This is a genomic window from Bartonella sp. HY406, assembly GCF_025449315.1.
Taxonomy (GTDB): Bacteria; Pseudomonadota; Alphaproteobacteria; order Rhizobiales; family Rhizobiaceae; genus HY038.
In genome coordinates, this window is sequence record NZ_CP104893.1 from 1,846,040 (window position 1) to 1,866,321 (window position 20,282).

The following is a 20,282-nucleotide window of genomic DNA, read 5'->3' on the forward strand; positions in this document are numbered from 1 at the left end:
CTAAATTTATCAAAACAGCAAAATGCTATTTTTGACGAAAATTACGCCAAAGCCTTGTCGATGAACTTAACTGCATCACCAACGGTTAGGATGGTTTCTGCTGCATCATCAGGAATTTCAACGCCGAACTCTTCTTCAAATGCCATAACAAGCTCGACTGTATCAAGGCTGTCTGCACCGAGATCATCAATGAAGCTTGCGCCTTCTGTTACCTTGTCAGCTTCTACTCCAAGATGTTCTTCAACAATCTTTTTTACGCGTTCTGCTGTATCACTCATGTCGGAACCTCGACCTCAGTTGTCCCAGCCTTGAATGGCTTGGGGTATTCAAATAAAGCTAATAGGTGCAAATCAGCATTTTGCTGTTTCTTGCACCCTGTGGATATCCCTATTGGGATAAACAGCAGATATCTGCTGCTAGAAATAATCAAAATCATTTACCGAGTTAAAAAGCAAATTATTTTGATCGAAAAAGATAGATCACTTTAAAAAATGATCGACCTCTGATTATCTAAATAGATGCGATAGACCAATTATTAAAAAAATTCAATCGCCATCATCAATAGTTTAAAGCATTTACCATGCAAATAGCACATATAAACGCCCATTTTTTATTTTTTTCACAATTATTTCTAGAAAGCCAACCATTTTTCGCTCTAGAAACATTATAAATAAAATCATAAAAAAGTGATTCAACGGCACTTTTGCAACGACTTTTAAATCATCAATGCAAATTACCATGATAAAATCACTTATCAGATCATTGCCATACCACCATTAACATGAATGGTTTGCCCCGTTACATAGCTTGCTTCATCACTAGCAAGATAAACTGCAGCTTTTGCCACTTCTTGGGCTGATCCCATACGCTTCATAGGAATAGCGCTCATGATTGCATCTTTTTGCTTATCATTAAGCTTATCGGTCATGGCTGATTCAATAAAACCAGGAGCAATGCAGTTAACGGTTACGTTACGGCTAGCAATTTCTTGCGCCAATGATTTTGAAAAACCAATGATACCGGCCTTGGTTGCGCAATAATTGGCTTGGCCAGGATTACCAGTAACCCCAACCACTGATGTAATATTGATAATACGGCCAAAGCGACGGCGCATCATTGGATGGGTTAACTCTTTGGTCAAGTTAAACACTGCGGTAAGATTAACGGCAAGAACTGTATCCCAATCTTCATCACTCATGCGAACAAAAAGGCCATCACGGGTAATGCCAGCATTATTGACGAGGATATCAACGCCGCCCATTTCTTCTTCAACACGCGCACCAAGTGCTTTTACTGCTTCACGATCGGATAAATTGGCAGGAAAGACAAAAACGCGTTCACCAAGCTCAACTGCTAATTCATCCAATTTTTCTTTGCGTGTGCCATGAAGACCAACAATCGCACCCTGCGCATGTAAATTACGCGCAATAGCTTCACCAATACCGCCAGTTGCGCCGGTTACAAGCGCCTTGCGCCCATTAAGTTCAAACATATCTGATCCTCACTGATCATTTTCAAGTCTTTATCATCATGAATTTAGAAATCATAATGACTATATCAAGAAGCCATTACTTTAGAATGAGCCTCTGTCAAAAGGAATTTTAAAACTAAACACCTAATTCTTTAAGTGCTTCTTCGATTTCTGCACCCGTATTTACTGGACGGCCAGTAATATCCTTATTAATACGTCGGGCAAGCCCAGTTAGCACTTTGCCGGTCCCCACTTCATAAAGGGTATCAACATCATTATTGCCAAACCACTCAATAGTTTCACGCCAACGCACTTGACCAGTAACTTGGGCAACCAATAAATCGGCAATCAGTTTTTCATCGCGCACAGGTTCTGCCGTAACATTGGCAACCAAAGCAATAACCGGTTGGTGTTTTTTAACTTCAGCCAAAGCTTCAGCCATAGCATCGCCGGCAGGCTGCATGAGCACTGAATGGAACGGCGCGGATACAGGTAACATAAGCGCCCGTTTTGCGCCTTTTTCACTTGCCAAGCTTGCGGCTTTTTCAACGGCTGCCAAAACACCCGAAATTACTAATTGGCCGCCGCCATTATCATTGGCTATCTGGCAAGCACCAAGACTTGACGCTTCTGCGCAAATTGCATTTACATCACTAGCTTCAAGCCCGATAATTGCCGCCATACCACCTTGACCAACTGGAACCGCTTTTTGCATAGCATTACCACGAATACGCAAAAGCCGCGCCGTATCGGCTAAAGAAAACATGCCTGCGGCACAAAGGGCTGAATATTCGCCCAAAGAGTGACCTGCAACATATTGCACTTTTTGAGGCAAATTTAATCCAAGCGACTGCATTACTTTAATAATAGCCATAGAAACAGCCATTAAAGCAGGTTGAGCATTAGCGGTTAAAGTTAAAACATCTTCGGGGCCTTCAAACATGGTGCTTGATAGCTTTTCGCCCAAAGCTTCGTCAACTTCTTCAAAAACTTGTCTAGCAACAGAAAACTGCTCTGCTAATGCCTTACCCATGCCTACAGACTGGCTGCCTTGCCCTGGAAATGTAAATGCAATTGCCATAAGGATTTGCCTCTTTATTAATATTATACTTATTTTTTGCTAATCATATAGCAAACAATATGATTAGCTACCCCCATGAATTAGGGTAGCTAAAGCTAATTAAACTGTTTTAGCGATGAGTTCTTTAACTGCAGCAATGGCATCATCAGCCTTATCAGCATCTGGACCACCAGCCTGGGCCATATCAGGACGACCACCGCCACCTTTACCGCCGAGCACTTCTGTTGCCACGCGCACAAGATCAACTGCACTTAGTTTATCGGTTAAATCATCGGTGACACCAATAACGATACTTGCCTTACCGTCTTCGCCTTTGCCGATAAACACCACAACGCCAGAACCAATTTGCCCCTTACCGCTATCAGCAAGCGGCTTTAAATCACGCGGTGAAACGCCAGTGACAACGCGCCCCATAAAACCAATGCCGTTAACTTTTTCAAGCGGTTCATCACCACCATTATTAGAGCCACCGCCAAGCGCCAATTGGCGACGCGCATCGCTTAATTCTTTTTCAAGTTTGCGGCGTTCTTCGCTCAGCAAGCGAACGCGCTCAACCACATCATTAACGCTCGTTTTCATCAATCCTGCAAGATCATGCAAACGCTCATCTTGATTTTTGAGATATTGACGAGCCCCATCAGCAGTCAGCGCTTCAAGACGACGCACACCCGCAGCAACAGCACTTTCCGACAAGATGCGAATAAGACCTATATCGCCGGTGCGACGTACATGCGTACCACCACAAAGCTCAATCGACCAAGGGCGATTACGAACGCCATTGCCAGCTTCGGCTTCACCCATGGAGACAACACGTACCTCTTCACCGTATTTTTCACCAAATAGTGCCATCGCACCCTCGGCAATCGCATCATCAACCGCCATAAGCCGTGTTGTGACTGCCGCATTTTGCAAGACAATACGATTAGCAATATCTTCAATCTCATCAAGTTCTTCACGTGAGATTGGCTTAGGATGAGAAAAGTCAAAACGCAAACGATCTGGCGATACTAGCGAGCCTTTTTGCGCAACATGGGTACCAAGAACCTGACGCAAAGCTTCATGTAGTAAGTGGGTTGCCGAATGGTTAGCCCGAATTCTACTGCGACGTTGATGATCTACGGTTAATTCAGCCGCTTCACCAACTTTAATTGTACCACTGCGCACTTTACCAATATGAACAAAGACGCCCTCGCCTTTTTTCTGAGTATCGATGACATCAAAGATAAAATCATCGCCAATGATTGTACCGCTATCACCAACCTGACCACCTGATTCGCCATAGAACGAGGTTTGATTGACGACCAACTGACATTCATCGCCGCTAGCGACACTATCAACCATGACACCATCTTTAACCAAGGCGGTAATAACTGCTTCAAGCTTTTCAGTATCATAACCCAAAAACTCGGTTGAGCCAACCTTATCGCGTACTGCAAACCAAACGGTTTCAGTTGCAGCTTCTCCAGAACCAGACCAATGGGCACGGGCTTCTGCTTTTTGACGCGCCATTGCGGCATCAAAACCATCCGTATCAACCGAGATATCACGGCGGCGCAATGCATCTTGGGTTAAATCGAGCGGGAAACCATAAGTATCATATAGTTTGAATGCAACCTCACCATCAAGCTTACCGCCAGCAGTTAAATCAGCACTTGCCTCATTTAACAAGCCAAGGCCACGTTCCAAGGTTTTACGAAAACGCGTTTCTTCCAGTTTCAAGGTTTCTGATATTAAGGATTCAGCTCGCAACAATTCAGGATAGGCCTGCCCCATTTCACGCGTTAGCACTGGCAATAGCTTAAACAATAACGGATCTTTAGAACCTAATAATTGCGCATGGCGCATAGCGCGGCGCATGATGCGGCGAAGAACATAGCCACGCCCTTCATTTGATGGCAATACACCATCAGCAATCAAAAATGCGGATGAGCGCAAATGATCGGCAATAACTCGGTGACTTGCGGTGAATTCGCCTGCAGCTTTAACGCCAGTAGCTTCTTCTGAAGCTCTAATTAATGTGCGGAAAAGATCAATGTCATAATTATCATGCACGCCTTGCAATACAGCAGCAACACGCTCAAGCCCCATGCCTGTATCAATAGATGGGCGCGGCAAATCCTTGCGTTCATCAAGGCTTACTTGCTCATATTGCATGAACACAAGATTCCAAATCTCGATAAAGCGGTCACCATCTTCATCTGCGCTACCAGGAGGGCCGCCCCAGATCTTATCGCCATGATCGTAGAAAATTTCCGAACAAGGACCGCAAGGCCCTGTATCACCCATTGCCCAAAAATTATCATTGGTGGCAATGCGAATAATCCGATCATCGGTAAGGCCAGCAATTTTCTTCCAAAAATTGGCAGCATCCTCATCGGTATGATAAACGGTTACCAATAATTTATCTTTTGCCAAACCAAATTCTTTGGTTAGCAAATTCCATGCAAAGCTAATGGCTTCTTCTTTGAAATAATCACCAAAGGAAAAATTGCCTAGCATTTCAAAAAATGTATGATGGCGAGCGGTATAACCAACATTATCAAGATCATTATGCTTACCACCAGCGCGAACACATTTTTGTGCTGTTGTCGCACGATTATAGGGGCGCGTCTCAAGGCCGGTAAAAACATTTTTAAACTGCACCATACCGGCATTGGTAAACATCAATGTTGGATCATTACGCGGCACCAATGGGCTAGATGAAACTATCTCATGCCCATTGCGATGAAAAAAATCCAAAAATGTTGATCTTATCTCATTAACGCTATTCATAAATCCACCTTGCTGTTACGCACTTTCCCATCATAATCGGGCACATATAATTGTTCGGTTTATAACAATAATGCCATAATATAAAAGAGCTAAGTTATATTTTTTATATTTTTCAACCAAATGACAACGAAAAAGCATAAAAAATACGCCTTTCCTTTGGTAAAACACATAAAATCACACGTCATTTGACCTAAAAACTACAGCTAACAATCAAAAGGCAGCCATAAGCTGCCTTTTTTAATAAATCCCCCACCACTTGAGCTATCAAGCCCCTAAAGCTTGGGAAGGGCTTCAACAAAGCTCACAGTCTGCCCAAGAGACGGCGCTACAATTTCGCCCTCCCACATAACACGATTACCACGAATAACCGTACCGACTGGCCAACCTGTTACTTGTTCACCATCATAAGGTGTCCAGCCAGCGCGTGAACCAACTTGTTCATTGCGAATGGTTTCTTTGCGTTTTAAATCCACAATTGTTAAATCACAATCATAACCAACGGCAATGCGCCCCTTTTGGGAAATGCCAAAAATACGCGCTGGCCCATGCGATGTCATATCAACAAGACGTTCTAGCGACAAACGCCCCTTATTCACATGATCAAGCATCAATGGCATAATGGTTTGCACACCAGTCATACCCGATGGTGACTGTGGATAAGGTTTATTCTTTTCTTCCAACAAATGCGGCGCATGATCAGAACCAATCACATCAATAATGCTTTGTTGCAAGCCATACCATAATTTTTCACGATGGCGCTTTTCACGCACTGGTGGGTTCATCTGAATGAGCGTACCAAGCCTTGCATAATCATCAGCCGATAAAGTCAAATGGTGCGGCGTTACCTCTAGGGTTGCAACATCTTTATGGTCTTGCAAAAAATCAATCTCTTCTGCGGTGGAAATATGCAACACATGAATACGTGTACCAGTCTCATGGGCAATACGCACCAAACGTTGTGTGCATTGTAATGCTGCAATCTCATCACGCCAAATAGGATGAGAAGATGGATCACCCTCAACACGCAAATCTTTGCGTGCATTAAGCCGAGCTTCATCTTCTGAATGGAACGCCGCACGACGACGCGTATTTTTTAAAATAGAACGCACACCCTCATCATCATCGACCAAAAGATCACCGGTAGAAGACCCCATAAAAACCTTAATGCCAGCCGCACCGGGCAAACGTTCTAATTCTGCTACTTCATGGGCGTTTTCGCGCGTGCCGCCTACCCAAAAAGCAAAATCACAATGCATGCGATTTGTTGCCCTTTTCACCTTATCAGCAAGGGCAGCTTCAGTAGTGGTTAACGGCTTAGTGTTTGGCATTTCAAAAACGGCTGTCACACCGCCAAGCACCGCTGAGCGAGATCCTGTTTCCAAGTCCTCCTTATGCTCAAGCCCTGGCTCACGAAAATGCACCTGACTATCAATGACACCGGGTAAAATATGCAAGCCTGTGCAATCAATCACTTCATGAGCACTATTTTCCGACAAGGAACCTATTTGCGCTATTTTGCTACCGATGACACCAATATCACGAATGGCAATGCCATCATGGTTTACAACAGTTGCATTTTTGAAAATTTTATCAAATGTGCGGGACATCACGTTTGCTCCTTGCAGGTTGGCCTTACCCGAATTACGTATTTAATAAAGGAAAGGCAAGGATTATGACAGAGAATCATCCACTAGCAACAGTTTGTGATCGTATATTGATAAAAATTGATGGCGAGGATAGCCAGCATTTCTTGCATAACCTCATCACCACCGATGTTGAAAAGCTTGAAAATGATACAATGCTGCCTGGCGCTTTATTAACACCACAAGGAAAAATTGCCTTTGATTTTCTAATCGGTAAAAAAGGCGAATCGTTTTTTATTGACATTGATAGTGAAATTGCACCGCAATTTATCAAACGCCTATCAATGTATAAATTACGCTCAAAAGTCAATTTAACCCAAGAAAATCAATATATTGTTGAAATATTCAACCAAGAAAACACTGATACTTCAGTTGAAGAATTAAAAAAAGAAAATAATTTACTGTTTTTTAACGATAAAAGATTCTTGCTAAACCAAAACATAATCCGCAACTATAAACTTAACAATAATCAGCAATGCCTTGATAAGAATATTAAAAATTATATATCCTTAAGAATAGCAAATGCTGTGGCGGAAAGCAGCAAGGATTATCAACTCAATGATGCCTTCCCCCATGATGTAAACCTTGACCAGCTTAGCGGAGTTTCCTTTAAAAAGGGTTGCTATATTGGACAAGAAGTGGTGTCTCGCATGCATCATCGCAAAACAGCGCGGCGGCGTATCTTAATTGCCAAAAGTAGCTCACCCCTTCCCCAATCGGGCACCACCATTGAAGCCGACGGCAAACCAGTTGGTACAATTGGAAGCGTTAATGGTGTTGATGGCTTAGCTATGGTGCGCATTGACCGCGTAAAACAAGCAATAGATAAAGCTATCCCCCTAACCGCCAATGGCATTGAAATTACTCTTGAAATTCCATCAATGGTGAATTTTACTTTTCCAGAAAATCTCGACAAAGGTGACTAAAAGATAAATTGGCTAAAATGATAAGTTGACCAACAAAACAAAGAAAGCGGATTAAATATTAAAATATTGGGTGTAAAACTTTTGAATGGATTGAAATTTGTTCACCATTTGTTTTAATTTAAGCCCTATGCTAAGTTTAATATTCTAAGCTCTTATCATGCAATTCAAAGGTTAGACTCTATGGCCAAAGCCGATAATATTGATGGACAACCACGCGCTTGGCAAAGAATGCTTTCCGGCAGACGGTTAGATCTCCTTGATCCATCACCCCTTGATGTCGAAATTATTGACATTGCCCACGGACTTGCCCGCGTTGCCCGTTGGAATGGACAAACACGCGGCGAATATGCTTATTCAGTGGCGCAGCATTCTATGTTGGTTGAACAAATTTTTGTAAGGCTGTTTCCTGATTCTACTCCGACCGAACGTATATTAGCACTACTACATGATGCGCCAGAATATGTTATTGGTGATATGATATCACCATTTAAAGCAGTACTTGGCGGCCAATATGAACTCGTGGAAGATCGCTTGGAAAAGGCCATTAATATTCGTTTTTCTTTACCGGTAAAGCCGTTAAAAAAACTAAAGAAAAACATAAAAAAAGCCGATCGTATTGCCGCTTTTTTTGAAGCAACAAAACTTGCCGGCTTTTCATTGGCTGAGGCCGAGCGCTATTTTAGTAAGCCACAAAATGTTAATCCGGATGGATTAGACCTTATTCCACGCGCAACCCAGCATGTCGAAGGCGGTTTTCTTTCACGCTTCAATGAGCTTGAACAATTACGAGCAAAGCCACCCTTGCCTTAGGGTCAGGACCTATTAATTTAAATGAAATGGCACAATAAACAGCAAAAATATACATTTTTGATATAAAGGGGAGGAAAGCGAAAAGTGGGTGGTATACCCAGTTAAGCTTTACGACGCAGTAGATTACAGCTGTTTTTGTATCCTTTCAGGATATGAGAAATTTTCGCGATAACTTTGTCGAAGCCCCTTGAAAATATTTATATTTCCTGCGGTTCTTCTCCTTGTTCTCACAAAAATTTCCTCATACCATTTCGTTCAAATTAATAGGTCCTGACCATAAGCAAAAGCATCAATAAAATTAAACTTGCTTAGTCATAATTTTAATAAGCTGAAAGAAGCTATTGCATGAATGATAATAATCCAAATAGCTTAGATGTTAACTTAACCAACACACTTATTATCACTCCGCTATCACGGCTAAAATCAGTGATTAAGCAGCATAAGCCAAGCCATATGATTACGCTGCTTAGCCCTAATGCTGTTATATTGCGCGATAAAACAATTGCACCAGAAAACCATCACGTACTTTTCTTTAATGATATTAATGAACCGCGCCCTAATTTAATTGCACCGCAAATGCAAGATGTCGTAGCGATCATTGATGCGGCTAGAAATTGGCATTTAGCGCAAGGCACATATCTAGGCGCAGCTTTATCTCCCCTTCTTATCCATTGCCAAATGGGTATATCACGCTCAACCGCTGCCGCCTATATTATCGCTTGCGCACTGAATGAAAGCATAGACGAAGAGTCCCTTGCAATTAGCTTGCGACAATTATCACCGTCCGCAACTCCTAATGCGCGATTGATTGCTTTAGCTGATGAATATCTAAATCGCAAAGACAAGATGGTAAGCGCGATCAAGCGCATTGGTCGCGGTGCAGATGCAAGTGAGGGCGCCCCCTTCATATTGCCAATTAAGATTTAATTCCATCTATCTTTTTAAATAGAATGTTTTTGATAGCCCCGTACTAATAAAATCATCGGCCGCGTTTAACAACAAGTGCATAATCTTAAAAAATAATTTCTCAAAAACGTTAAGAAAGCCTGTACGTGAGGGGATGTACAGGCTTTCTGCTTCTATAAAAAAATTGGTGAGGGTTATAGAAACAACTCATAAAATACGATTATGACATTATCAATGTTAGAATTGGTATTTAATTTTAATACCGCCACCACCACCTTGCCGCTGACCAACATAGCCTTGAGCATTAACATTAATGTTAAAATATTGATTAGTAGCTATTGGTTGGAAGTTGAAGCCAGCTTCAAATATGCCTGTACTTCCTTGCAATGATGGCTTGTCGAGATTGAACTCATAAGCTCTAGCTGCAATCTCACCATCAAACTCATATTCATAAGCGGCACCAATATAAGGTTTGAACTGCTGATTATATGCATAAGCATAACGTCCACCTATTTGTAGGCGTGAACTTTGGGCGCTATCAAAGCGGAGCTTTTCATTGCTAATTGTGACTGTGTCGCCATCCATATGTACCCATAAATAGCGACTATAGACATCAAGTGATTGTTTTTCATCAAAGTTAAAGACATAACCACCAGCAAGATGACCACCATAATAGCGGCTTTTACTATCATAGGAACCATGATAATCACCCTCTATCCGGTCAATCATATTATTGCCAACATCAAACCTACTGCTGGCACGCCCTGCACGTATTGATGCTTCAAGATAAACGCCTTCAGCTTGATCAACGGCTAAATTGCTTACCCGTCCAAGACCAGTATTTGCAAAGTCTATGCGTCCAAAAAGTCCGCCACCTTTATAATCGGTAGATCCATCGCCATGAACAGAAGCAAAATTGGTAAAGCTATTATAGGTATCATAGGTACCGCGGCCATATTCAAAGAAGGCACCGACTGTTGCTTTATGTCCGACGCTAAAATCAAAACCTGTTGCAATACCAAGTGCCATGTTAAAGCCCTTAATATCGACATGGCTACCAGTATTATAACGCTGTGATGAGCCATTGGCGATCATGAAAGGAATAAAGGCTGGTCGGTTAACATCATCATCATTGGCGCGCACCATAATGCGTATATTATCAATACCTGCTGTTGAAATTAGATCATTTGCCTGATTAAGAAAGCCAAGAGCCGCTGCCCGCCCTTCTGAATAAGATTTAGACTGTGGGTTGACTTGAGCCGCTGAACCAGTGTCTGGATCAGGAGCAACAGGTGTGGGCCGTATCGCAGGATCTACTGGTGTAGGTGTAGGTTCTGGTGTAGGTGTGGGTTCTGGTGTAGGTTCTGGTGTAGGGGGTGTCGTATCCGCTTTTTGGCCAATAGTCAGTACAAATGCTTGATCGCTGCCATTTGGTTTTTGTGACAAGGTTGCTTCATAGATGATAAATTGACCCTGTTTGATTGTATAAGGGCTAGCTGACCATGTACCAGTTGTTTTAGTGATAAAAGTAATTTCATCGCCGTTTTTAAGACGGTTGCCGCTGGCGTTCATATCCGCAACGGTATGTTTAGTATCGGTTAAGTCAACAGCTGTACCACCAGTCGCAATTGACACAAGTGTGTCGCCATTGACTACGTCACTTGGCAGTGTCCAGTTATAATTTTCAAAATTATAAATACCTGATACAGTACCACGATAGCCAACAAGATTGAGCGTATTACCAGAAAACACATCAGCAATACTTATAGTATTGTCGCCATTCAAGCTATAACCACCATAGATAGAACCATATTTGGTAACCTTGCCAGCACTGTCACGTTCGCCAATCGTGATGTCCCCACCTTCCAGTGTAACAATGTTGCCTGTAGCCGAACCACCAACGCCATCAACTGCGTCAATAAGAGTTCCTTTAGCCCCTCCATGGCTATAACCTCCGTAGATATCGCCCCAGATTAACGAAGTTCCAGAAACACTGACCTCGTTGCGGTTAACATCGCCGCCATTGCCGCCATCGCCAGTGCTAGTGTTATAGTCCAAGCCGCCAGCGCCGCCAATACTCAAACCACCATAAACCGCACCACCCCCCATACCGCCGCCGCCAGTACCAGTGCCGCCCTGCGATCCAGTCAAATGCACATCCGTTAATGTAACTGTATTGCCGCTAACATTGCCGCCAGTGCCGCCATAGCCGCCAGTGCCAATGCCATCGTTAGTGCCACCAGTGCCGCCAATGCTCAAACCACCATAAACCGAACCACCACCCATACCACCTACACCGCCGCCGCCGCCATTGCCGCCCTGAGATCCAGTCAAATGCACATCCGTTAATGTAACTGTATTGCCGCTAACAGCACCGCCAGTGCCGCCATTACCGCCAGTGCTGCCATTGCTGCCATTGCCGCCAGTGCTGCCATAGCCGCCAGCGCCGCCAATGCTCAAACCACCATAAACCGAACCTCCACCCATACCACCTACACCGCCGCCATAGCGAGTGCCAGAGCCAGTTCCGCCCTGCGATCCAGTCAAATGCACATCCGTTAATATAACTGTATTGCCGCTAACAGCACCACCAGAGCCACCAGTGCCGACAGTGGCAGGGGCATTGCCAAAGCTGCCAGTGCCGCCAATGCTTAAACCACCATAAACCGAACCACCACCCATACCACCTACACCGCCGCCATAGCCAATGCCAGAGCCAGAGCCCCCCTGCGATCCAGTCAAATGCACATCCGTTAATGTAACTGTATTGCCGCTAACAGCGCCGCCAGTGCCGCCAGTGCTATTGTCGCCAGTGCCAGTGCCATAGCCAAAGCCGCCAGCGCCGCCAATACTCAAACCACCATAAACCGAACCACCACCCATACCACCTACACCGCCGCCGCCATAGCGAATGCCAGTGCCGCCAGTGCCGCCCTGCGATCCAATCAAATGCACATCCGTTAATGTAACCGTATTGCTGCTAACAGTGCCGCCATTGCCGCCATTGCCGCCATCGCCCATGCCGTCCTCGCGATTGCCGCCAGCGCCGCCAATGCTCAAACCACCATAAACCGAACCACCACCCATACCACCTACATCGCCGCCAGTGCCGCTAGTAGTGCCATCTGGCGCTTTGTTGTCGGCGCCATCAATTCCGCCCCAATCATACTCGATGTTTTGCATGATGATTGTATTATTAACAATATCTTTACCGTCGCTCCCGTTTGTGTTTTGTTGATTTCCAGCTGTACCAACACTGACCCCACCATAGATAACGTAAGGAGCCACTGGATCAGAAAGATTTGCTTGCGTTCTCCACACCTGACGGCCACCAGTGGCTGTTAAATCTGCACCATCAGCTGGCTTAATTGTTATTATATTGCCTGTATAAATATTTTGGCCAAAAAGGCTTTTATAGGAACTGCTATTACCCGTTGGGTCTTGATGGAGTTTAGATGAAGCATCATCTGGACTACCAGTATAAACAATATTATTCTCTGCAACGGCTATTGATAAACCTACGGTTGCGATTACAGCTGTACTAACTGCTATAGTTAAGGCAAGGCGCGATGCCGAGCATTTTAAATTAAAGCATTTATCTAAACGAGCCATAATGGAATTTTTCTCTCTTTAAAAAATAATAATACCCGATATTACTGGTTATAAGCCTTATAAGTGCTGAACCTAAATATTGAGATAACTTAAAACGGTAATTTTATTAAAAGTAAATAACAAAGGTTACAATTTTCAGTGAAGTCCTTATAATATATGCTTTTTACATGCTTATATACCAAATATAGAAGATATAAACTAATTAGATCATTCTAATTTATCATTGAAACGGGCATATAATATTCTGTCTACTTGAAATATTTGAACCCATCCAAATTAATTCTACGCTAAAATTAGCTTTATTAAAATTTAGGACCTTGTCGCAAATTATAGTTCGCTTGGCCGTCTTGAATGATTAAATTTTACCACTTTGTGAAATTGGTCTTTTAAGCCGAGAATGATCGCTTTCAATGCCTTGTTGTAATATCTTGGTCGCATAATGAATATGCTTTTTAGAAAACACATTATCTCCAGTCAATGACTGCAAGGCACTAGGAAAAGCTTTTGCTTTATCTGTTCCAATTTTTGCCAAGGGGGGATTAAACTGCAAAGAGCCGATCATCTATGAAAGCCTTGCTAAAAAAGCGTATGGCCGCACCTTTATCCCTCGATGCTTTTGTCAAAAAATCAATGGAGACGCCGTGTTTATCATGAGCTAAGATAGAGATATTTCCGCAAATCTAACCCTTGGCCTTTAACCTTGATAGTGGTCTCATCAATACGAACTGAACCGCAATGAGCTTTTCTAAAATTCCGCAAACGTTTTTCTTGTTTGGCGCATATTTTAATATCCCTATAGCTTAAACAATAACGCAGATACTTGTTTTTAGCCTGAATAATGATCATTGCGTCAAAGTGCCGAACTATTAAAATTGCCTTTAAAATCATTCCTTGCACGATGAAATAATTTGTTCTTTAATCTTTCTAGCATCAATGGCTCCCTAAAACAGGAAAGCATAGTCTCAAGTTTTCATATTTTTTACGTTAACTGAGAATTACGAATAATATTTGCGACAAAGCCTTATTGTTACAGCAATAAAGGCGAAATTTGATAATTGTAACGAGAGGTAGAAAATGGCAAATTTGTTTGAAGTTCATGATGAAAGGACGGAAGAAAATTTCTCTGGCCCAATGGTTGAAATTACGGATAGTTCCAATCGAGATATTTACAAAAAAATATCCGCGCGTTTCAATCTTCGAGGATTTGAAGATTATTCAGATAAAATAGACGAGTATGAATGTAATTCTATACAGATTTATACTGAAAATATTTTAAAAAATAAGTTTAAATTTAACCCGAATTTCAGCCATATAAAAAATAAAGAAAAAATTGAATGTTTCACTATTGCTGGTGAAGGGAGTTTTGCCCCCGATTTCAATATGATTACAGAGTTTAACCAATTTCCAAATGTAAAAAGTTTTTTAGCAGGATTTAAGTTTGGAAAAAATATTACATCACTTTTTCCTTCACTTGAAGCGTTATGTATAATGGGTTGGCGGTTTAGTAAGTTTAAAACACTTGGTGATGCATGGCCTAATCTTCGGTATTTAGCGCTTACAGGTTTTAGTGATGATCTTGAAATTTTTGCAGGCCGCGATTTAAGACGTATTAACTTACAAGAATCTACTCAAGAAGATTTTGAAAAATTTTCATTATTTCCTAATCTAAAAGCTCTTGGATTTACCTTTCCAAGAGGTGAGGCAGATATTTCAGCACTTTCTGATATGAATTCACTGGAAGCACTCAATATTGAAGGTGGTAAGAAGCTTTTTGGTTGGAAAAATTTTTATAGTTCCACTTTAAAGCGTCTTTATGCGAATTATTGTCCATTAGATAATTTAAAAGAACATTTTCCAAATCTTGAAGATTATGCAATTAACTTTCGAATGGATGGGCCAAGGGTCAATCAGCAAAGAGGTGGTGATATGGGTAAACTGCAATTGTGTTGTACAGAAAAATAAATATTATAGTTTATAAATTATTATCAAGATTTAGAATAGCTTTGTCTTTTATTAAAAGGATGTTTTTTTCAAGCCTGCAAACTAATTTGCATAAACTTTATTTAAATATAGTCAATCATATATTGTTCAAACATCATATTAAAGCGGCTCATTGTAGCTTCCCACTTTGGGATAGGACATTGTACATTTTTGCAAGCTGCTATGATCGCGCGCATATCACTTTTACAGCATCAGCAGTTAAGAATGTCTTTTTCTTTTTGCTAGCAGGGCAAATGACATTAACTAAAGTTTTAAGCACCTGATTTTAATGGATATATCGACAGTAAACTGCAGTTATAAAGTTTCTTATAGATCCTTCTTGAGTTTTATTCTCAATTAATTCGCTAATACCAAGTTGTTGGCGAATTAATTAGCCAATTTTTGATTGACAATACATTGTCATTATGACAATATATTACCATGAATAAAAATTTAAATCCCATGAGTAGTTTTGCGATAAGCTTGTTTCGCGCCCACCAAGCCTTGATGGATTGTGGCGAGACAATTGCAAACAAGCATGATATGAGTGCGGCAAGATGGAAATTTCTTGGCGCGCTAGCATTAGCACAAGCACCATTAACCGTTCCGCAAATTGCACAAGATATGGGGCTTACCAGACAAGCAGTGCAACGCTTGGCCGATGAGATGAATGAGCTTTTATATGTAGAAGTTCATATAAACCCAATTCATAAGCGATCAAAACTTTATAGCCTAACCAGACTTGGTGAAGAATTATATAACCGCATCAATGATGATTGGTTAAAGATAGCAGAGCAATTACAAACAAAATTCAACCCACAAGAAGTGAGCCAAAGCATTAATAATTTGGATAAGTTTTGCAAGGCGCTTGAGGATTTAGCAAAATGAAATAATCGATTAGGGCTAATCGCAAACACTATTAATAAAAGTCTGATGTTTGCATGAATTAACAACTTAGCCAACGCGATAAATATATTGTTAAAATTCCGCTGAGTTAAAAATGACAGTCGCTTTATAAGCGTGCGAATAATATCGCATTGCTGCTTGTTAAGCTCGCCCTCAATATAGGATATTAAAAAATGAAGAAAATTGCCCTCTGCCATAGATTGGCGGCAATGATGAGTTGCGCCTTATTGCTAGCGTTTTGGCTTTCTACCATATTATCAGAAATTTTTGGCAGCCTAGCCTGCATTATTACCGTAAAATACTTAATCAGCTATGCTATTTTTCTGCTTATTATATGCTTTATGATGACAGCTATAACCGGTATGAAACTTTCAAAAAAATCAAATAATCCAATCATAAAAAAGAAGAAAATACGCATGCCATTTATAGCACTAAATGGCCTACTTATTTTAATACCATCTGCATTTTTCCTAAAAAATGCGGCCTTACATCAACAATTCAATACTGTTTTTTGGTTTGTACAAAGCATTGAGCTTATCTTCGGCGCAATCAATATTATTTTAGTATTCCAAAATATCAGCTTTGGCATAAAGTTAAAGAAACAACGCAGCTAAATAAAAAGCCCGGCTTTTTACCGGGCTTTTGTAATTTACGCTAAAACACGTGATGTCTTTTTAATATAAGCCTTCAAAGCGTTTTCATTATTTGGAAGCACCTCAAAATGCTCCTCGCGCTCCATCAAATCATCAAGCCAAATAGGTAATTGTGGTGTGACTGATGCCGCGGCTTCCACTGCTTCAGGGAATTTAGCAGGATGCGCCGTTGACAAAATCACCATTGGAACATTGGCATCGGCAAACTGGCGCGATACTTTAACCGCAGTTGCCGTATGAGGATCAGCAACATAATTATTGCTCTGGTAAATATCATGAATAAGGGTTGCTGTTTCCGGCATAGTGCTGCTACCAGCGGCAAAAAGCGCTGATATTGCCTGCATTTGCTTTTCTTCCAAGGTAAAAGCACCAGATTGCTTTAGCGAATCCATTTGCCGTTTAATAGCCGGTGCATCGCGGCCATTGCTTTCAAACAATAGGCGCTCAAAATTTGACGATACCTGAATATCCATAGATGGCGATGTGGTATGGATAATGCCTTTTGTCTCATAGACGCCCGTTTTTAGTGTGCGCGCTAATATATCATTATCATTGGTGGCAATGACCAATTTGGCAATTGGCAAGCCCATACGCGAGGCAACAAAGCCTGCGAAAATATCGCCAAAATTACCTGTGGGCACTGCAAAGGATACAGCACGATCTGGCGCACCAAGGGAAACAGCGGCTGAGAAATAATAAACAACCTGCGCCATAATGCGCGCCCAATTAATGGAATTAACACCAGAAATCGCTAATTCATCGCGGAATTTATGGTCGTTAAATAAAGCTTTTACCAAAGCCTGACAATCATCAAAATTGCCTTCAATCGCAAGAGCATGAACATTTGCAGCATTACTCGATGTCATTTGGCGTTGTTGTACAGGAGATACACGCCCTTTGGGGAAAAGAATGAAAATATCAGTACTTTCACGATTGGCAAAAGCTTCAATTGCCGCGCCGCCAGTATCGCCTGAAGTCGCGCCAATAATTGTGGCACGCTTGCCATTTTCGCCCAATATGTGATCCATCAACCGCGCAAGTAATTGCATTGCAACATCTTTAAATGCCAATGTTGGGCCGTGAAATAATTCTAAGATGAATTCATTGCTGGAAGTTTGCACTAAAGGGCAAGTTGCTGGGTGATGGAATGTTGCATAAGCTTGATCAACCATCATATCAAAAACACTGCGCTCAATCTCGCCTTCAACAAAAGGCCACAAAACTGCTTTGGCTATTGCTGAGTAAGATTTTCCGCGTAAAGCACGAATGGCACCTGGTGAAAATTGCGGATAGGTCTCTGGCACATAAAGGCCGCCATCATAAGCAAGCCCTGCCATAACCGCATCTTTAAACCCAAGAATGGGAGCCTCTCCCCGTGTGCTTATATATTTCATATTATTTAAAAGCTCCTGATATAATTTTCATCAAAGATATCAATTGGCTTGGTTCTAAAGCCAAGCCCCGTCAACTAAAACTCGGTTTAGCACAAATTTACCTTGTGCTTCCACACCCAATTATAAAAAAACACTATTGAAAATAATTTTTCATAAATATCAAGCGCAACAAGCGATCAAATTGCAACCATTAGACAAAAAAAGAGCTTAGTTTTACAAATGTATGATTATTTGCTGTTATTTTTGCCGAAGAATCGATAAAAACCTTGAAAAATGCCATAAATTGCATAAAAAGTTCATAGCGGCGTTTTGGCAGTGCTATAAAAGCCACCAAATAATAGTTTTTTTGGAAAGATAATTTTATGATAAAAGCAGGATTGTCACGTTTTGTTTCGAGCAGCGCTGTTATTTTAGCCGCTTGCACTTTTATAGGTGGCTGCACCTCTAATAAGGTTGCAAGTGAACCAACCATCACCGCAGAAGAATTACGTGCTTGGTGCCCTGCTGTCACTATGGATACCGACACTGCTTTTTATAATACCTATACACGCGGCGGCGATGGCAAACCAGACCAAGTAATTTATCAAGCAAATTTTGCTAATGTTACTCGTACTTGCCAATATCCAGCAGGACATATTTCTATGACTGTTGCTGCAGCAGGACGCATTGTACCAGGTCCCAAATTTGCAGGCGGTACTGTAACTATGCCAATTTTGGTAAAAGCAGTTGAAGGCAACCGCATTATCTATTCAAAAAAACATAGCTATTCTGTTCCAATTACGAGCCGTACCGAAGCAACGCAATTTATCTTCAAAGACGATCAAGTCTCGTTCCCAACACCACAAGGCAAAAATGTTAAGATATTTGTTAGCTTTGATGTTAAAGCGCCTGCACGCGCTGTAGTTGATACTTTTGGCTCGGTTGTGACTGAATAAGCCAATCCAAACCCAATAAGTGACAAAGCAGTCAAATGCGTTTCATTTGGCTGCTTTTGTTGCCTAAACGGAAGTAAATCAGCCTAAAAACTCAATTTTTCAATATTATCGTGGATAATAGGATTTATTCCATTTTTACGGTGAGCTAAACATGATAGCTTTACTGTTGCAACATTACCATAGATAATGAAATTATCTTTTTATACCAATATGATGATTGCATATTTATAGTGTGCGAATTATGGTGTGGGCAATCTCCAATCATTGCCCACACCACTGGACTATATGCGTCATGATCAAGCATCTTTTTTTAACTGGCCTTGCCAGTATTATCCTTTCATCAACTGCTTTTGCAGCGCCTGCAACATCAGCATCAACCGGTGATGCTGCAGTATCACAGGTCAAGATTCCTGCAGTTAATAGCTATAATGTCAATGAAAAATATCGCGCTCAAACCGTTGATTTTTCAGGCTATAAACCAGGCACTATTGTTATTGATCCTAAAAATTATTTTCTTTATTATGTTGAATCATCAACCAAAGCACGCCGCTATGGTATTGCGGTTGGCAAGCAAGGCCTTGAATTCCAAGGCTCTGCCAAGATTAAATTTAAGCGCGAATGGCCACGTTGGATCCCAACTAAGGATATGGTAAAGCGCAATCCAACGCATTATGGCAAATTTGCTAATGGCATGGATGGCGGCCCTGGTAATCCACTTGGTGCGCGCGCTCTTTATTTGTGGCAAGGTAATAAAGATACATATATCCGCATTCATGGTACAGTACAGCCTTGGACAATTGGCTCTTCTGCTTCAAATGGTTGTTTCCGCATGGTCAATGAAGATGTGCTTGATCTTTATGACCGCGTGGAACTTGGTAGCGAAGTCATCGTTTTATAAATTCCTGATGCAAAAACACTTTACTGCATTTAACAAAAAGCGGGTTTTTCTCGCTTTTTGTTTTTCAATTAAACATATTTGCACTCACTAAACCTATCACCATAAACTGCACAATCAAATTAAATTAACTTATAAAGTTGATAAGCAGCAAGCTTATTGCCACTAACTATAATTTTAACAAATAATAAAATACACAATGGCATTTTAGACCATTAAAAAAAACGCAGTTTATAAATGTTAAATTGTCTATTTTCCCCTAGCAGAATCATAAAAAAATCATTATCAAAATAATCCC

Annotated in this window: 15 protein-coding genes; 7 read left to right on the plus strand and 8 right to left on the minus strand. The window is 41.4% G+C overall.

The genetic code is table 11. From position 1 onward, the window contains the following. Window positions 1–41: 41 nt before the first annotated feature. The 5 genes from N6B01_RS07785 to N6B01_RS07805 all read right to left on the minus strand — a co-directional run bounded on the left by N6B01_RS07785 (window position 42) and on the right by N6B01_RS07805 (window position 6,931). Window positions 42–278, minus strand: a complete 237-nt coding sequence (locus N6B01_RS07785) for an acyl carrier protein (protein WP_182417206.1) — start codon at window positions 276–278, stop codon at window positions 42–44. Between the two features lie 476 nt (window positions 279–754). Next, complete coding sequence (fabG, locus tag N6B01_RS07790; RefSeq protein ID WP_262078181.1) at window positions 755–1,492, minus strand: 3-oxoacyl-[acyl-carrier-protein] reductase; 738 nt, start codon at window positions 1,490–1,492, stop codon at window positions 755–757. Window positions 1,493–1,607: 115 nt separating this feature from the next. Continuing rightward, on the minus strand, window positions 1,608–2,552 hold the full coding sequence (gene fabD / locus N6B01_RS07795) for an ACP S-malonyltransferase (RefSeq protein WP_262078182.1): 945 nt from the start codon (window positions 2,550–2,552) through the stop codon (window positions 1,608–1,610). Between the two features lie 99 nt (window positions 2,553–2,651). Then, window positions 2,652–5,324, minus strand: a complete 2,673-nt coding sequence (gene alaS, locus N6B01_RS07800; RefSeq protein WP_262078183.1) for an alanine--tRNA ligase — start codon at window positions 5,322–5,324, stop codon at window positions 2,652–2,654. A 272-nt stretch (window positions 5,325–5,596) separates the two neighbouring features. Beyond that, entirely contained in the window at window positions 5,597–6,931 is a 1,335-nt protein-coding gene (locus N6B01_RS07805) for a dihydroorotase (protein ID WP_262078184.1), read from the minus strand. 65 nt (window positions 6,932–6,996) lie between these two features. On the opposite strand from N6B01_RS07805, the gene N6B01_RS07810 reads away from it, so the two are divergent. From N6B01_RS07810 to N6B01_RS07820, 3 genes are all read left to right on the plus strand, one after another. After that, complete coding sequence (locus tag N6B01_RS07810; protein WP_262078185.1) at window positions 6,997–7,893, plus strand: CAF17-like 4Fe-4S cluster assembly/insertion protein YgfZ; 897 nt, start codon at window positions 6,997–6,999, stop codon at window positions 7,891–7,893. Window positions 7,894–8,073: 180 nt separating this feature from the next. Beyond that, window positions 8,074–8,703 carry an HD domain-containing protein gene (locus N6B01_RS07815; RefSeq protein ID WP_262078186.1) on the plus strand — a complete coding sequence of 210 codons (630 nt, stop codon included), beginning with the start codon at window positions 8,074–8,076 and terminating at the stop codon, window positions 8,701–8,703. 345 nt (window positions 8,704–9,048) lie between these two features. Continuing rightward, window positions 9,049–9,630, plus strand: coding sequence for a tyrosine phosphatase family protein (locus N6B01_RS07820; protein ID WP_262078187.1), 582 nt, complete (start codon window positions 9,049–9,051; stop codon window positions 9,628–9,630). Between the two features lie 216 nt (window positions 9,631–9,846). Here the strand turns inward: N6B01_RS07820 and N6B01_RS07825 are convergent, their stop codons facing one another. After that, window positions 9,847–13,221: an autotransporter outer membrane beta-barrel domain-containing protein gene (locus tag N6B01_RS07825; protein WP_262078188.1), complete on the minus strand. Its 3,375-nt coding sequence runs from the start codon at window positions 13,219–13,221 to the stop codon at window positions 9,847–9,849. Window positions 13,222–13,576: 355 nt separating this feature from the next. Next, window positions 13,577–13,783, minus strand: a complete 207-nt coding sequence (locus tag N6B01_RS07830) for a DDE-type integrase/transposase/recombinase (protein ID WP_262078189.1) — start codon at window positions 13,781–13,783, stop codon at window positions 13,577–13,579. A 512-nt stretch (window positions 13,784–14,295) separates the two neighbouring features. Here N6B01_RS07830 and N6B01_RS07835 point away from each other — a divergent pair. Then, window positions 14,296–15,183: a hypothetical protein gene (locus N6B01_RS07835; protein WP_262078190.1), complete on the plus strand. Its 888-nt coding sequence runs from the start codon at window positions 14,296–14,298 to the stop codon at window positions 15,181–15,183. 459 nt (window positions 15,184–15,642) lie between these two features. Continuing rightward, window positions 15,643–16,089: a MarR family winged helix-turn-helix transcriptional regulator gene (locus N6B01_RS07840; protein WP_262078191.1), complete on the plus strand. Its 447-nt coding sequence runs from the start codon at window positions 15,643–15,645 to the stop codon at window positions 16,087–16,089. Window positions 16,090–16,756: 667 nt separating this feature from the next. Here N6B01_RS07840 and thrC read toward each other — a convergent pair. Beyond that, complete coding sequence (gene thrC / locus N6B01_RS07845) at window positions 16,757–18,154, minus strand: threonine synthase (RefSeq protein WP_262078192.1); 1,398 nt, start codon at window positions 18,152–18,154, stop codon at window positions 16,757–16,759. 362 nt (window positions 18,155–18,516) lie between these two features. On the opposite strand from thrC, the gene N6B01_RS07850 reads away from it, so the two are divergent. Continuing rightward, window positions 18,517–19,089, plus strand: a complete 573-nt coding sequence (locus N6B01_RS07850) for a hypothetical protein (protein ID WP_262078193.1) — start codon at window positions 18,517–18,519, stop codon at window positions 19,087–19,089. Between the two features lie 292 nt (window positions 19,090–19,381). Further along, a complete protein-coding gene (locus tag N6B01_RS07855) occupies window positions 19,382–19,987 on the plus strand; it encodes a L,D-transpeptidase (RefSeq protein WP_182417220.1) in 606 nt (201 codons plus the stop codon). The last annotated feature ends 295 nt before the right edge of the window (window positions 19,988–20,282 follow it).

Bases quoted from the DNA above. Each gene is read 5' to 3' on its own strand.
- N6B01_RS07805 (WP_262078184.1), bottom strand. From the start codon at position 6,931: ATGTCCCGCACATTTGATAAAATTTTCAAAAATGCAACTGTTGTAAAC.
- thrC (WP_262078192.1), bottom strand. From the start codon at position 18,154: ATGAAATATATAAGCACACGGGGAGAGGCTCCCATTCTTGGGTTTAAA.
- N6B01_RS07825 (WP_262078188.1), bottom strand. From the start codon at position 13,221: ATGGCTCGTTTAGATAAATGCTTTAATTTAAAATGCTCGGCATCGCGC.
- N6B01_RS07850 (WP_262078193.1), top strand. From the start codon at position 18,517: ATGATAAAAGCAGGATTGTCACGTTTTGTTTCGAGCAGCGCTGTTATT.
- alaS (WP_262078183.1), bottom strand. From the start codon at position 5,324: ATGAATAGCGTTAATGAGATAAGATCAACATTTTTGGATTTTTTTCAT.
- N6B01_RS07835 (WP_262078190.1), top strand. From the start codon at position 14,296: ATGGCAAATTTGTTTGAAGTTCATGATGAAAGGACGGAAGAAAATTTC.
- fabG (WP_262078181.1), bottom strand. From the start codon at position 1,492: ATGTTTGAACTTAATGGGCGCAAGGCGCTTGTAACCGGCGCAACTGGC.
- N6B01_RS07840 (WP_262078191.1), top strand. From the start codon at position 15,643: ATGAATAAAAATTTAAATCCCATGAGTAGTTTTGCGATAAGCTTGTTT.
- N6B01_RS07820 (WP_262078187.1), top strand. From the start codon at position 9,049: ATGAATGATAATAATCCAAATAGCTTAGATGTTAACTTAACCAACACA.
- N6B01_RS07855 (WP_182417220.1), top strand. From the start codon at position 19,382: ATGATCAAGCATCTTTTTTTAACTGGCCTTGCCAGTATTATCCTTTCA.
- N6B01_RS07785 (WP_182417206.1), bottom strand. From the start codon at position 278: ATGAGTGATACAGCAGAACGCGTAAAAAAGATTGTTGAAGAACATCTT.
- N6B01_RS07815 (WP_262078186.1), top strand. From the start codon at position 8,074: ATGGCCAAAGCCGATAATATTGATGGACAACCACGCGCTTGGCAAAGA.
- N6B01_RS07830 (WP_262078189.1), bottom strand. From the start codon at position 13,783: ATGATCGGCTCTTTGCAGTTTAATCCCCCCTTGGCAAAAATTGGAACA.
- fabD (WP_262078182.1), bottom strand. From the start codon at position 2,552: ATGGCAATTGCATTTACATTTCCAGGGCAAGGCAGCCAGTCTGTAGGC.
- N6B01_RS07810 (WP_262078185.1), top strand. From the start codon at position 6,997: ATGACAGAGAATCATCCACTAGCAACAGTTTGTGATCGTATATTGATA.